Annotated in this window: 10 protein-coding genes; 4 read left to right on the forward strand and 6 right to left on the reverse strand. The window is 71.5% G+C overall.

Going from position 1 to position 13,626, the window contains the following annotated elements; translation table 11 throughout:
* Positions 1–114: 114 nt before the first annotated feature.
* The 3 genes from AB0L06_RS35100 to tdh all read right to left on the reverse strand — a co-directional run bounded on the left by AB0L06_RS35100 (position 115) and on the right by tdh (position 3,930).
* The gene (locus AB0L06_RS35100) at positions 115–1,536 is read right to left on the reverse strand and encodes a M20/M25/M40 family metallo-hydrolase (RefSeq protein ID WP_500235480.1); all 1,422 of its coding nucleotides are present in this window, start codon (positions 1,534–1,536) and stop codon (positions 115–117) included.
* A 171-nt stretch (positions 1,537–1,707) separates the two neighbouring features.
* On the reverse strand, positions 1,708–2,877 hold the full coding sequence (locus AB0L06_RS35105) for a glycine C-acetyltransferase (protein ID WP_500235481.1): 1,170 nt from the start codon (positions 2,875–2,877) through the stop codon (positions 1,708–1,710).
* Between the two features lie 12 nt (positions 2,878–2,889).
* Positions 2,890–3,930, reverse strand: a complete 1,041-nt coding sequence (gene tdh, locus AB0L06_RS35110) for an L-threonine 3-dehydrogenase (RefSeq protein ID WP_500235482.1) — start codon at positions 3,928–3,930, stop codon at positions 2,890–2,892.
* A 214-nt stretch (positions 3,931–4,144) separates the two neighbouring features.
* Between tdh and AB0L06_RS35115 the strand changes: the two genes are divergently transcribed.
* From AB0L06_RS35115 to AB0L06_RS35130, 4 genes are all read left to right on the forward strand, one after another.
* Entirely contained in the window at positions 4,145–5,287 is a 1,143-nt protein-coding gene (locus tag AB0L06_RS35115; protein WP_500235483.1) for a M20 family metallopeptidase, read from the forward strand.
* Entirely contained in the window at positions 5,280–6,068 is a 789-nt protein-coding gene (locus tag AB0L06_RS35120; RefSeq protein WP_500235484.1) for a GNAT family N-acetyltransferase, read from the forward strand. The genes AB0L06_RS35115 and AB0L06_RS35120 overlap by 8 nt, the downstream gene beginning before the upstream one ends.
* A complete protein-coding gene (menC, locus tag AB0L06_RS35125) occupies positions 6,065–7,171 on the forward strand; it encodes an o-succinylbenzoate synthase (protein ID WP_500235485.1) in 1,107 nt (368 codons plus the stop codon). The genes AB0L06_RS35120 and menC overlap by 4 nt, the downstream gene beginning before the upstream one ends.
* 86 nt (positions 7,172–7,257) lie before the next feature.
* Positions 7,258–8,859, forward strand: coding sequence for a PucR family transcriptional regulator (locus AB0L06_RS35130; protein ID WP_500235486.1), 1,602 nt, complete (start codon positions 7,258–7,260; stop codon positions 8,857–8,859).
* Here the strand turns inward: AB0L06_RS35130 and AB0L06_RS35135 are convergent.
* From AB0L06_RS35135 to AB0L06_RS35145, 3 genes are read right to left on the reverse strand one after another with little or no spacing between them, the layout of a single operon-like run.
* Positions 8,834–10,807 (reverse strand): prolyl oligopeptidase family serine peptidase, encoded by a 1,974-nt coding sequence (locus AB0L06_RS35135; protein WP_500235487.1) that lies wholly within the window; start codon positions 10,805–10,807, stop codon positions 8,834–8,836. The genes AB0L06_RS35130 and AB0L06_RS35135 overlap by 26 nt on opposite strands.
* Positions 10,804–11,814, reverse strand: coding sequence for an erythromycin esterase family protein (locus AB0L06_RS35140; protein WP_500235489.1), 1,011 nt, complete (start codon positions 11,812–11,814; stop codon positions 10,804–10,806). Before AB0L06_RS35140 ends, AB0L06_RS35135 begins: the two co-directional genes overlap by 4 nt.
* Complete coding sequence (locus tag AB0L06_RS35145) at positions 11,796–13,622, reverse strand: ABC transporter substrate-binding protein (protein WP_500235490.1); 1,827 nt, start codon at positions 13,620–13,622, stop codon at positions 11,796–11,798. Before AB0L06_RS35145 ends, AB0L06_RS35140 begins: the two co-directional genes overlap by 19 nt.
* Between the last annotated feature and the right edge of the window lie 4 nt (positions 13,623–13,626).

Below are 13,626 nucleotides of genomic sequence, written 5' to 3' on the forward strand. Positions count from 1 at the left end.
GAGCAGCTGGATCACCTCGTCGAACACGACTTGGACTGCGACGGTGCGACGAAACGGGCCTCCGCGTCGCCGGGGCCGACCGAATCCCGGTGGCCTCGGCGACGCGGAGGTCCGCTATTTCACGTCCGAGGTGTCCATGGCGAAGCGTCCGATGGTCCATGCGATCGCGGGCACGTTCTCGTTCAGGGCCCGGAGGTTGAGGTTGGCCACCCGGTCGCACGCCTGGTGGTAGCAGTGGTCGTACTGCTGCCCCGCCTGGCCGCCGAACACCTTGGCCTCCTCAGGTGTCTTCACCCCGAGCGTGCCCATGTCCATCCCGCCGACCGCGATTCCGGCCATCGCGAACGGATACTGGTCCGAGCCGATGCGCGTCGTGGGCTCGGTCGTGAACGGCAGGCCGGTGCGGGTGAAGTACTGCTCGAACACCTTCGTGACGGCCGCCGACGCCGGTGCCTGCGGGATGTTGCCGTCGATGAGGAAGCGGGCGAAGTTGGGTGAGGCGATCAGTTCGAAGTTCTCGTAGAGGTCGATGGCGTCCTTCTCGGCGGACGACAGGTGCTCGACGTAGTAGGTGGAACCGACGTCGATCTGCTCTTCCGCCCCCCAGAAGGCGAACCGCACCTTGTTGCGCACCCGGTTCTGGAACGGGGCGAGCTGCTTCGCCGTCTCCATCAGGGCGGCCACGCCGCTCACGTTGTCGTTGATGCCCGGCCCCTCGGGCACGCTGTCCACATGGGCGCCGGCCATCACGACGTGGTCGGGGGAGCCGCCGCGCGTCTCCGCGAAGAGGTTGACGGTCGTCTTGTCCTCGAAGTGCCCGCGGAGTTCGAGGTGGAAGGTGACGGGGTGCTCCGCGGCGTCGGCGCTCAGCTGCCCGGCCTGCTCGGGTGAGATGTTCGCGAAGGGGATCGTGAAGTCCGCCGGGCTGAAGTTGTGCAGCCGGTAGTTGTTCGTGGGGTCGGGCTCCGCCAGGTACAGCAGCATCGCGCGGCCGCCCAGCCCGGCGATCACCTTCTGCTGGTTGACGTACCCGCAGGAGCCGCGCGGGGCGACCACGATCGCGCCTTGGACCGGGAATCCGTCGTAGTCCGCCGCCGCGCACCCGCTCGTGCCGTCCGCCTTCACCGGCGTGAAGACCAGAGGAGCCGTGAAGCCGCCCTCGGGCGTGACCGGCGAGCCGTCCAGCATCAGCGTCCGGATCGTCCGGGCGCGCGGCGCGGTCTCCTGACCGGACTCGGCGTCGAACATGAACTGCCGATAGGGCACCGTCTGGCTCGTCACCGTGTAGCCGGCGGCGGTGAGCTGGTCGGTGACGTAACGTGCCGACGCCTCGAATCCCGGGGTGGCCGTCGCGCGCTGACCGCCGTCCTGGTCGGCGATCCGCTCGAAGACGCGCAGGTGGTCGAGGACCTTGGCCCCGGACGTGGTCTTGGCGAGGTGGTCGGCGAGCGAGAGATCGTCGGCCCGAGCCGGGGTGGCCGCGGCCAGCGAGCCGGTGATCGCCACAGCGGCGACGGCAGCGAGAAAGGTCCTCATCGAACTCCTCTGTGGTGCGCGGTATCGGCCAGTCGACGTGTCCGATATGGCAGGCAAATAGCACCACGGCCGCGCTTGATGATCAAGACCGATCTCGGAGGCCGCCGGCGGTCGCGTTCGGGTTGCGCACACCGCTCGCGGACGCCCCGGCCCAGGGGAGGCGGGGTGCTGTCAGGCGGTCACCGTGCGGAAGGCCGCGACGGCGTGGCGGACATCTTCGGGGGTGTGGGCGGCCGAGAGTTGGACTCGGATGCGGGCCTGCCCCTTCGGGACCACGGGGTAGGAGAACGCGGTGACGTAGACGCCGTGGGCGAGCAGGTCCGCGGCGACCCGGACAGCCGTGGGGGCGTCGCCGAACATGACGGCCACGATCGGGTGGGTGCCCGGCAGCAGCGTGAAGCCCGCGGCCTCCATCTCCGCGCGGAAGAGCGCGGTGTTGGCGGCGAGGCGGGCACGGGCGTCGTCCGAGGCGGCCAGCAGGTCCAGGACGCGCAGGGACGCCCCGACGATCGACGGGGCCAGCGAGTTGGAGAACAGGTAGGGACGCGACCGCTGGCGCAGCAGCTCGATGATCTCCGCGCGGCCGGAGACGTACCCGCCGCTCGCGCCGCCGAGGGCTTTGCCGAGCGTGCCGGTGAGGATGTCGACCCGGTCGGCGACGCCGTGGAGGGCCGGGGTGCCGCGACCGCCGTCGCCGAGGAACCCGACGGCGTGGGAGTCGTCGACCATGACCAGGGCGCCGTGCCGGTCGGCGAGGTCGCAGATGCCGTCGAGCGGGGCGATGGAGCCGTCCATGGAGAAGACGCCGTCGGTGACGATCAGCTTGTGGCGGGCGCCCGCCGCGCTGTCGAGGGCGCGTTCGAGATCGGCCAGGTCGCGGTTGCGGTAGCGGTGCCGGGCCGCCTTGGACAGGCGGATCCCGTCGATGATGCTGGCGTGGTTGAGCTCGTCGGAGACGACCGCGTCGGCATCGGACAGGAGGGCCTCGAAGACGCCGCCGTTGGCGTCGAAGCAGGAGCTGTAGAGGATCGTGTCCTCGGAGCCGAGGAACTCCGACAGCCGCGACTCCAGTTCGCGGTGCGGCGCCTGGGTGCCGCAGATGAAGCGGACCGAGGCCATGCCGAAGCCCCACTCGTCCAGCGCCCGCTTCGCGGCGGCGATCACCTCGGGGTGGCCCGCGAGGTCCAGGTAGTTGTTGGAGCAGAAGTTGACGACCTCGGCGTCGCCGACGCGGATGCGCGCCGACTGCGGGCTGGCGAGGACGCGTTCGTCCTTGGCCAGGCCGGCGGCGCGGATGGCATCGAGTTCGTCGATGAAAGGGCCGCGGGAACGTTCGTACATGGTGGCTCCTGGTCAGGCGGTCTCGGGGGTGGTCCAGTCGATGACGACCTTGCCGCAGAGGCCGGAACGGGCCGTCGCGAAGGCCTCCTCGTGCTGGTCGTGGCCGAAGCGGTGGGTGATGACGGGCGCGATGTCGAGGCCGTTCTGCAGCAGCACCGACATGGCGTACCAGGTCTCGAACATCTCGCGGCCGTAGATGCCGCGCAGGGTCAGCATCCGCGTGACGACGGTGGCCATGTCGACGGGGACGTCGCCCGTGGGCAGGCCGAGCGCGGCGATCCGGCCGCCCGGCCCCATGTGGGCGATCATGTCGCGCAGGGCGTCGGCGCGACCCGACATCTCCAGGCCGACGTCGAAGCCCTCCACCATGCCCAGCTCGTCCTCGACCTCGGCGAGCGTCCCGCGCGTGACGTTCAGGGCGACGGTCGCGCCGAGCTTGCGCGCGAGGTCGAGGCGGTCGTCGCTCACGTCGGTGACGACGATGTTGCGGGCGCCCGCGTGCCGGACGATCGCGACGGCCATCATCCCGATCGGCCCGGCCCCGGTGATGAGGACGTCCTCGTTGAGGACGGGGAACGCGAGCGCGGTGTGCACGGCGTTCCCGAACGGGTCGAACACCGCGGCCACGTCCGGGTCGACCGGATGCCGGTGCGCCCACACGTTGGACTCGGGCAGGACGACGTACTCGGCGAACGCGCCGTCGGTCTCGACGCCGAGCCCGGCCGTCCGGATGCACAGGTGGCGCCGACCCGCCCGGCAGTTGCGGCAGCTCCCGCAGACCAGGTGGCCCTCGCCGCTGACCAGTTCGCCCTCCGTCAGGCCCCTGACGCCCGCCCCGGTCGCGACGATGGTCCCGGCGAACTCGTGCCCGACCACCAGCGGCGTCCGGACGGTGCGCTCCGCCCACGCGTCCCAGGCGTCGATGTGCAGGTCCGTCCCGCAGATCCCGGTACGGAGGACTCTGATCAGGACCTCCCCCGGCCCCGGCTCCGGCGCCGGGACCTCGACCATCTCCAGCCCCGGACCCGGCTTCGTCTTCATGAGCGCTTTCATGGCGGGAAACGCTAGGCATTTCCCGCGCCGTCCCGTTGGGGGGCGGTGACGAATCATCGCGGCCGTGTTCGTCGGCCTCGATGAACGCGGTCGGGCGGCCCGGCCCTCAGGCGCATCGGACGAATGGTCCGTTCGTCGGGACGACCGAACGGAGGGTGTCGATGTCGTCGGGGACGACAGGTCTCCCCGTCCGCGCGTTCGGGACCCTGGCGAGATGAAAGCAGCGTTGATCAGCGATATCGAGCGGCTCGTGTCGTGCGAGTCCCCGTCCGAGGACCTGGCGGCGGTCGCCCGGAGCGCCGAGGTGGTCGCGGAGGTCGGGGCCGAACGGCTGGGGGCCGAGGCGGAGCGGATCGTCATCGAGGGCCGGACGCATCTGCGGTGGCGGTTCGGCGGACGGCCCCGGGTGCTGGTGCTCGGCCACCATGACACGGTGTGGCCGATCGGGTCCCTCGAAGCGCATCCGTTCGAGGTCCGGAACGGCGTGATGCGCGGGCCGGGCTGCTTCGACATGAAGGCGGGACTAGCGATGGCGTTCCACGCGATCGCCGCGCTGGACGACAGGTCGGGCGTGACCCTGCTGGTCACCGGCGACGAGGAGCCCGGCTCCCCCACCTCGCGGAGGCTGATCGAGGACGAGGCGCGCCGGTGCGAGGCCGTGCTCGTGCTGGAGGCGGCCGGTCCCGGCGGGGCGCTGAAGACCGAGCGCAAGGGCGTGTCCCGCTACGAGGTGCGCGTGACCGGGCGGGCCTCCCACGCCGGGCTCGACCCCGAGAAGGGGGTGAACGCCGCCTTGGAGGCGGCCCACCAGCTCGTCGCCGTGGCCGCGCTGGGCGATGGGGGGACGACCGTGACGCCGACGACGCTCAGGGCGGGCACCACGGTCAACACCGTCCCGGCGGAGGCCGTCTTCGAGGTGGACGTCAGGGTCTGGACGGAGGACGAGCAGCGGCGCGTCCACTCCGCGATGCAGGCCCTGCGTCCCCGCCTCGACGGCGCGGTGGTCGAGGTGTCGGGCGGCCCGAACCGTCCGCCGCTTCAGGCCGGGTCCTCGCGGGACCTCTTCGCACTGGCCTGCCGGATCGCGGGCCGGCCGCTCCCCGCGACGGCGGTCGGCGGAGCGTCCGACGGCAACCTGACCGCAGGGGTCGGCGTCCCGACGCTGGACGGCCTGGGCGCGGTGGGCGGCGGCGCCCATGCCGCCGACGAGCACGTCCTCGTCGCCGAGCTTCCCGGGCGCACCGATCTGCTGACCGGTCTGCTGGCTTGTCTCCTCGAACGAAATCGGGACTTTCGTTCTGTTCGTCCGGACCAGCTCCCCGAAGCGGCCGTCTGGAACCATCCCTGCCGTGACTGAAGTGGACATCCGTCTCCTCGAGGAGATCGGCGAGCTGGAAGCCGTTCGCCGCCTGTACGAACGGATCTGGCGGACCGGCGCGACCGGCTCGCCCGTGACGGCCGACTTCCTGCGCGCGCTGGCGAAGGCGGGCGGCTACGTGAGCGGGGCCTGGGAGGGCGACGAGCTGATCGGCGCCTGTTTCGGCTTCTTCGCCCCACCGCCCCGCGAGGCCTTGCACAGCCACATCGCCGGCGTCCTGGCACGGGCCCAGGGGCGGAACATCGGCTTCGCCCTGAAAGTCCATCAGCGTGCCTGGGCGCTGGAACACGGCGCCCGCGAGATCTGGTGGACCTTCGACCCGCTGATCCGCCGCAACGCCCACTTCAACCTGGTCAAACTGGGCGCCGAGGCGACCGAGTACCTGCCGGACTTCTACGGCCCGATGGACGACGACGTCAACCGGACCGACCCCACCGACCGGTTGTTCGCCCGCTGGCGCCTGTCGTCCCCGGACGTCGAGGCCGCCTGCACGGGCGGACCGCGGACGGCGACGGTCTCCGGGGCCGCGCTGCTCGCCATGGGCCCGGACGGCGCGCCGCTGATGCGACGCCCGACCGAGGCGAAGGTCGTCACGGTCGCCGTCCCCGACGACATCGAGGCTCTGCGCGAACACCATCCCGCGCTGGCCTCGGCGTGGCGCATGGCCGTCCGGGAGGTCCTCGGCGGCCTTCTGGACGACGACGACTGCAAGATCATCGGATTCGACCGCACCGCCGGATACATCGTGGAGAGAGCATGAAGATCGCAGGAGTGGAGCTCCGCACGATCCGGATGCCGCTCGTCGCCCCCTTCCGCACGAGCTTCGGCACCGAGACCGTCCGCGAGGCGGTGCTGGTGCGCGTCGTGACCGACGAGGCCGAGGGCTGGGGAGAGTGCGGTGCGGGCCCCGCGCCCCTGTACTCCTCCGAGTACACCCACGCCGCCGTCGACGTGTTGACCCGCTACCTGGCCCCGGCGGTCGAGGACGTGCGCGGCGCGGACGAGGTGGGCCCCGCGCTGGCGGCGTTCAAGGGCCACCGCATGGCCAAGGCCGCCCTGGAGACCGCCGTCCTGGACGCCGAACTGCGGGGCCGCGGTGAGCCGCTGAGCCAGGCACTCGGCGCGACCAGGACGGAGGTCCCGTGCGGGGTCTCGGTGGGCATCACCGACACGATCCCCCAGCTCCTGGACGTCGTCGGGGGCCATCTGGAGGAGGGCTACCGGCGGATCAAGCTCAAGATCGAACCGGGCTGGGACCTCGAGCCGGTCAGGGCCGTCCGCGAGCGCTTCGGCGACATCCCCCTCCAGGTGGACGCCAACGCCGCCTACCTCATCGACCAGGCCGATCATCTGGCCGGGCTCGACGACTTCGGCCTGACCATGCTGGAGCAGCCGCTGGCCGAGGACGACCTCCTCGGCCACGCGGAGCTGGCGAAACGGCTCAGGACCCCGATCTGCCTGGACGAGTCGATCGTCGACGCCCGCGCGGCGGCCACCGCGATCGCCCTGGGCGCCTGCGCGATCGTGAACATCAAGCCCGGCCGTGTCGGCGGCTACCTGGAGTCCAAGCGCATCCACGACGTCTGCGCGGACCACGACGTCCCCGTCTGGTGCGGCGGCATGCTGGAGACGGGCCTCGGCAGGGCCGCGAACGTCGCGCTCGCGGCGCTGCCCGGCTTCCGGTTCCCCGGCGACACCTCGGCGTCCGACCGGTACTACACGACCGACATCACCGAGCCGTTCCGGCTCGAGGACGGCCACCTGAAGGTGCCGACCGGTCCGGGCCTGGGCGTCAGCCCCGATCGCGGGCTCCTGGACGCTGTGACCGCCGAAACGACATGGATTCGGCCTTCACAGCGTTGATTCGGACATATCAGACGATACTTATGGCATGATCTCGCCATGGTGAACGCACGACCACGCACCGGAGTCGCACCGGCTCCGGGCGCATGCCCCACCCGGTGACCGGCCTGGTCCGCGTCCTGGAGGAGTTCGGCTCGACCCTCCTGGAGGTGGTCTGCGGTGACCTGTCGCAGAAGGAGATCGGCGGCGTCGTCATCTACGACCCGCTCGACGAGCCCGAGTTGCCGGCGGACGCCCTGGTCCTGGGCGTCGGCCTGCACGAGGACCTGGCGCGGTTCGTCACCCGGGTGGGCGAGCGCGGGGCCCTCGGGCTGGTCGTCCGCGCGCCGGTCACTCCCGACCCGGAACTCCTCGCGGCGGCTGAGAAGTCGGGGGTGACCGTCCTGGCGTTCGCGCGCGGCGCCTCATGGAGCCATCTGGCCGGGATGCTCCGCGCGCTGACCGCCGAGAGCGATCCCTACGGCGCCGCGAGCCAGGCCCGCTCCGGTGACCTGTTCGCCGTCGCGAACGCGATCGCGGCCCTGCTCGACGCGCCCGTCACCGTCGAGGATCGCAACTCCCGGCTGCTGGCGTTCTCCAGCCGCCAGGACGAGGCCGACCCGTCCCGCGTCCAGACGATCCTCAGCCGCCAGGTCCCCGTCCACTTCACGCGGATCCTGGAGGAGCGCGGCGTCTTCCAGGCGATCTACCGCAGCGACCGCCCGGTCTTCGTGGCGCCGCTGCCGGAGTCCGGTGAGCTGCCCCGCGCGGCGATCGCCGTGCGGGCGGGCGACGAGATCCTCGGCACGATCTGGGTGGTCGTCCCCGAGCCGCTCGACGAGGAGCGGAGCGGGCTGCTCTACGAGGCGTCCAAGCTCGTCGCCATGCACCTGGTGTGGCAGCGCGCCGACGCCGACAAGGAGCGCCGCCTGCGCGCGGAACTGCTGAGCGCGGCCCTCGGCAACGGGCCGGAGAGCCGCGAGGCCGCCCGCCGTCTCGGCCTCCGGGACGAGCCCGCGATCGTCATGGCGCTCACCGTCGCGCCCGCCGCGGCGGAGGCCCCCGCCCAGATCGGCGCGGAGCGCAAGCGGCTCGCCGACGCCTTCGCCATGCACCTCACCGCGGCGCACCCGCGCTCGGTGACCGGCCTGATCGGCGACGTCGCGTACGGCGTCCTGCCCCTGACCCGCGACGGCGCCGAGGAACGCGCGACCCTGATCGCCCACGAGTTCCTGGCCCGGGTCGGCTCCCGCCTGCGTCCCCTGATCGGGGTGGGCAGAATCGCCAGGGACGGCTCGGCGCTCACCCGCTCCCGCTCCAGCGCCGAGCAGGCCCTGCGCGTCCTGCGGGCGGGGGTCCTGGACCAGCAGGTGGCGCTGCTGGACGAGGTCCACATCGAGGCGCTGCTGCTGGAGCTGTCCGACCTGATCCCGCAGGCCGACCTGCCCAGCGGGCCCGTCGCCCGGATCGCCGCCTACGACCGGGAGCACCAGGCGAACCTCATGGAGACGCTGCGGGCGTGGCTGGACGCGTTCGGCGACGTCGCGCTGGCGTCCACGGCGATGTTCGTGCACCCCAACACGTTCCGCTACCGGCTGCGCCGGGCGGCCAAGGTCGGCGGGATCGACCTCGGCGACCCGGACGCCCGGCTGAGCACGATGATCCAGCTGCGCCTGATGTCCATCAGATCCGCAGGCCGGAACTCCTGATCAGGAACGCCAGCCACTCGGTGTCCTGCTCGACCGCCACGTCGTGACCGGTCGCCGCGCCGTGCCCGGCGTCCTCGAAGACGTGCACCAGGATCGGCGCGTCGCCCCGCTGGGCCGCCTGGAGCCGCGCGGCGAACTTGCGCGCGTGCCAGGGACGGCACCGCGGATCGTTCGCCCCCGCCTGGACGTACACGGCGGGGAACTCGCCGTCCCGGACCAGCTCGTACGGCGACGACCTCAGGAAGCGCAGGACGTCGGCGGGATCGTCGGGGTCGCCCCACGCCTTGCGGAGGACGAACTCCAGGTAGGGGTCACGTGTTCCGCCGATCAGGTCGAGCAGTGGCGCGCGCGGCAGCACCGCCCGCCACAGGTCCGGCCGCGTCGTCACGGCGACGCCGCACATCAGCCCGCCATCCGACCCTCCGGTGAGCGCGAGCCCGCCGGCGGCCGCCAGCCCCGTGCCGATGAGATGCTCGGCGACCGCGACGAGGTCGGAATCCCGGACCTGCTTCCTCTCCTTGTGCGCGGCCATCCACCAGTCCCGCCCGAACTCCCCGCCACCCCTCAGGTACGCCTGGACGACGGTGCCGCCCGCCGCGACGAAGGCCGCCAGATCGGCCTGGTAGGACGGCAGCAACGGCACCCCGGCGGCCCCGTACGCGGAGATGAGCACGGGCCGTCCGTCCTGCCCCGGCGGATCGTCGCGGCGGGCGATCACGTGATACGGGATCGGGACGCCGTCGGAAGCGACCGCCTCGCCCACCTCGACCGTTGCGTCCAGGGTCACCGCAGGAGGCACGAGGGTCTCGAGCGGGGCGCCGGGACGGTGGGCATAGACGGCCCACGAGGTGGTCGGGGTGGAGAAGGCGAAGACAAAGGACGTGGCGGGGTTTCCCACGGCCAGGGCGGTCAGCGGGAAGAACGGGGAGGACAGCGCTCCCCGTCCCGGCATCGGTACCTCGCCGACGATCGCACCGGCTCGGTCGAGGATGCGGACGCGCGCGAAGGTCGCGTCGAACTCGCTGAGGTACAGGTGGTCGCCGACCGGTGTCAGGGAGCGCAGGACCGTGTCGCCCTCGGGGACGAGCTCGGTCCAGTCCGACGGGTCGTCCAGCGAGATCGCCACGACACGGCCGCGCGGGGCGTCCACGTCGGTGACCGCCACGTAGCGGTCGCCGACGATGTGACCGGCGATCATTCCCGGGCAGTCGGCGACGAACGGACGCCACGCCTCACCGGTGCGCCGGACCGCGATCGGGAAAGGGGCGCCCACCCGGTGCGCGGCGACCTCCCATCGGTCGCTCGCCTGGACCAGCGTGTACTCCCGGGAGGTCCCCACCGGGACGGGTTCCAGCGTGGTGCCGGCGCCCAGCCGGTGCAGGAAGACCGCCTGCCGGAACTCCTCCGGCGGTCCGGTGAGCGCGAAGAAGTAGAACCCACTGCCGTCGGGCAGCCAGGACACGCCGCCGACCCACGCGCTGTGCAGGACCTGGGTCGGAGCGCCGTCGAGTTCCCGGCCCGTGGCCGTCTCGATGAGCCGGATCGTGTTGTGCTCGCTGCCGTCGTCGCAGACGCCGACGGCCAGGACGCTCCCGTCCGGCGAGGGCGCCAGCCAGGACGGCACGCCCTCCCCCAGCGAGGCGATCCGCCGGCCGGCCCCGTACGGGGTGCCGGAGACGACCAGGTCCTTCCCGGACGCTCGGAACCACTGGTCTGCCGCGTACCTGGGCAGATCCGGCCGGGCCCCGGTGTCGAAGGCCAGTACCAGCTCCCGGACGGCCTCCCGGTCCACCCCGTCGAAGATCACGGACGTGGCCAGGTCCCGCTGCTCCCGCTGCCACTCCCGGACCTCGGGTGTCTCCTCCTCCAGCCAGCGGTAGGGGTCGGGCACCGCGATCCCGGCGACGTCCGTGACGATCTCGACGGTCCGGGTGGGCGGGTACTTCATCGGTACTCCTCGAACTCGGCGCGGAGCCGTTCGAACGTTCCTGGGATCAGGGTGGCGTGGTCGAGATGGACGAGCGCGTCGAAGCCCTCACCGGGATCAGCGGGATCGGCGGGCCCGCTCGGCTCCCGCTCCTCGAGGAGGACGTCGCAGTCGAACGGCCGCGCCGAGCGCTCGACGAAGCGGATCACCGGTCCGGAGCCGTAGGTCATCCCGACGACGGCCATCGCGGGCCCGAGCGCCGCGTCCAGGAGGGCGCCCATCATCGGACGCCCGTCCAGGGGCGTCCGCTGGACGTGCCCGTTGTGCGCGCTGACCACGATGCGTTCCTCGCGTTCCAGGACCCAGCGCACGGTGTCGGCCATGAAGGCGTCCCGCGGATACGGATCCGCGTCGCGGACCGGCTCCAGCTCGTCAAGGAACGCCTCCAGCGACGCCGCGGCACGCACCACCACGCCGTCCTGCGAGCCCGCAGCCCTGCGGGTCAGGGCACGCAGGTCCGTCAGCAGCTCGTCCCGCTCGGCGGACGGCAGGGCGGCGAAACGCACCGCCGCCTCCGTCCGGCCGCCCAGGTCGCTCCGCCGGGCCAGGTCCCGCAGGTCCCAGCCCGGCATCCGCTCGGCGATCACCCGGACGGCGGGCCCCGGCGAGGTGGACGACCCCGGCAGGTCCATCCCGTAGAAGCCGACTCCGGCCGTCCGCATCCACTCCAGTTGCCGCCGCATCGGCGCGCACTCTCCGAAGCGGTAGGTGATGCCGTCGCGGGCCACGTCCTCCACGTCCGCCGCGCCCGCCACGTTCCCCGGGCCGCCCCGGAGCCAGGCGTCGACGCCCAGCCCCTCGGCGAACCCGGACTCCATGACGAACGCCGTGAACCCGTGCTCCTCGACCAGATACCGGAGGATCTGGTCCTTGAGCTCGTAGAACTCGGTGATGTTGTGGGCGCCCTCACCGAGCGCCACCACCCGGACGTCGCCGGGCAACTCGGTGATCAGTCGTGGAAGTACCATTGCTCCGGCGCGTACAGGTAGCTCAGCAGGGCCTTGAACGACGAGGCGGGGCCGGACAGCGTGTTCTTCCAGACGACCAGTGTGTTCGGGGTCGGGAAGAACAGCACGGGCAGGTCCTGGGCGAGCGCGGTGGCCTCGGCGGACAGGGCCTTCGGGTCCGCGCCGAACGTCGAGGCGTTGATCAGCTTGTCGGTCGCCGGGCTGGCGTAGGAGCCGAGGTTGAAACTGCCGTCGGTGTTGAACACCGTGTTGCTGCTGGGGTAGCCGACAGCGAGGTAGAGCGGCCCGTTGTCCTGCATCGCCCATTCGTTGGCCTTGGCGGGGGCGAAGGAGTTGCCGTAGTTCTCGTACATGTAGTTGAGCGACTTGGTCACGATCTTCGCCTCGATCCCCAGCTTCTTGGCCGCCGAGACGAACGCGATGTCGCGGGCGCCGACGTAGCCGGGCGTGTTGGCCGACGCGATCGTGAAGCCGATCGTCTGCCCCTGCTTGATCCCGGCCCCGCAGAGGGAGGGCTGCTCGCACGTGGTCGTTCCACCGGGCACGACCTTCCAGCCGTGGTCGGTGAGAAGCTTGGCGGCCGCCGCCGGGTCGTAGGGATAGGGCGCCTTGTCACCGAAGGACGGCGGGTAGGGCGAGTCGGCTCCCGCAGTGGTGTGGTTCTCCGCCCCGGCGCCGTTGTAGATGCCGCGGCTGGCGATGTATCCCTTCTGGTCGATCACCCGCTGGAGCGCCTGCCGGACGTACGGCTGCGCGATGACCTTGTCGAAACCGCCGACGGTGTGCTTGAAGTTGATGGTGAGCGCGTCGAGGCGGGCCGGGGCGGGGCTGCCGTAGACGGTGTAGCCCTTGGCCTTGAGCGCGCCGGCCTGCTGGATGAACGTGGAGTCCAGCGTGCCGACGGTGAGGTTGCCCGCCTTGAGCTGGTTGAGCACCGCGGCGGCCGAGGTGAACGCCTTGAAGTCCACCTGGTCGAGGCGCTTCTCGCCCGGCCCGCTGTAGGCCTTGTTCGCGGCCAGGGAGAACGAACCGGTCGTCGGGTCGAAGCTCTTCAGCTTGTACGGCCCGTTGACGACCTGCCAGAGGGGGTTGGTGGCGAACGTCTGCTGACGGCTGGACTGCTTGGTGAGATAGGCGTAGATCGCCTTGGCGTTCTTCGGCTGGGTGTAGTCCAGGTGCGGGCCGCCGTCCTTGGCGATGTTCCACTCCTGGGACGGCATGACGTACAGCAGCGCCAGCATGGACAGCAGGTAGGACGGGTTGTACGCGGTCTTCAGGGTGAGCGTCAGGGTGTCCGGCCTGGTCGCCTCCGCGGCCACGCCGTCCGGGAACTGGCCGGGGGTGTAGAAGCTCCAGTTGGCCGGGCTCTCGGCCAGCGCGGCCTTGAGCAGGTCGAGGGAGAAGACGACGTCATCGGCCGTGACGGGCTTGCCCGTGGACCACTTGTAGTCCTTCATCTTGATCGTCACGGTCCTGCGGTCCGCGCTGTAGACGGGCTGTTCGGCCAGGCTCAGCGCGGGGTCGACGATCTGGCTTCCCTCGCCGCTCGGCCGGTACAGCGAACGCCACAGCTGGCCGCGGGCGATCACGGTGCCGTTCGCCGAGGCGGGCGGGTAGGGGTAGATGAAGTTCGGGCTGAGACCGGGGGTCAGCGCCACCACGGCCGTGCCGCCGTCCTTCGGCGTGCCGGTCTGCTTCGGGGGCGCCGAGACGATGGTCTTGGCCGTCCCACCGCCGCCGCCGCACGCCGTCACGGTGAGCGTCGCGGTGAGCAGGGCGGCGAGGAGGATCGAGTTGCGTGCGCGCATGGCG

The sequence above is a fragment of the Spirillospora sp. NPDC052269 genome (assembly GCF_040679435.1).
Classification (GTDB): Bacteria; Actinomycetota; Actinomycetes; order Streptosporangiales; family Streptosporangiaceae; genus Spirillospora.

Coding starts and splice junctions, on each gene's coding strand:
- AB0L06_RS35100 (WP_500235480.1), bottom strand. CDS start 1,536: ATGAGGACCTTTCTCGCTGCCGTCGCCGCTGTGGCGATCACCGGCTCG.
- AB0L06_RS35135 (WP_500235487.1), bottom strand. CDS start 10,807: ATGAAGTACCCGCCCACCCGGACCGTCGAGATCGTCACGGACGTCGCC.
- tdh (WP_500235482.1), bottom strand. CDS start 3,930: ATGAAAGCGCTCATGAAGACGAAGCCGGGTCCGGGGCTGGAGATGGTC.
- menC (WP_500235485.1), top strand. CDS start 6,065: ATGAAGATCGCAGGAGTGGAGCTCCGCACGATCCGGATGCCGCTCGTC.
- AB0L06_RS35115 (WP_500235483.1), top strand. CDS start 4,145: ATGAAAGCAGCGTTGATCAGCGATATCGAGCGGCTCGTGTCGTGCGAG.
- AB0L06_RS35140 (WP_500235489.1), bottom strand. CDS start 11,814: ATGGTACTTCCACGACTGATCACCGAGTTGCCCGGCGACGTCCGGGTG.
- AB0L06_RS35130 (WP_500235486.1), top strand. CDS start 7,258: ATGCCCCACCCGGTGACCGGCCTGGTCCGCGTCCTGGAGGAGTTCGGC.
- AB0L06_RS35105 (WP_500235481.1), bottom strand. CDS start 2,877: ATGTACGAACGTTCCCGCGGCCCTTTCATCGACGAACTCGATGCCATC.
- AB0L06_RS35145 (WP_500235490.1), bottom strand. CDS start 13,622: ATGCGCGCACGCAACTCGATCCTCCTCGCCGCCCTGCTCACCGCGACG.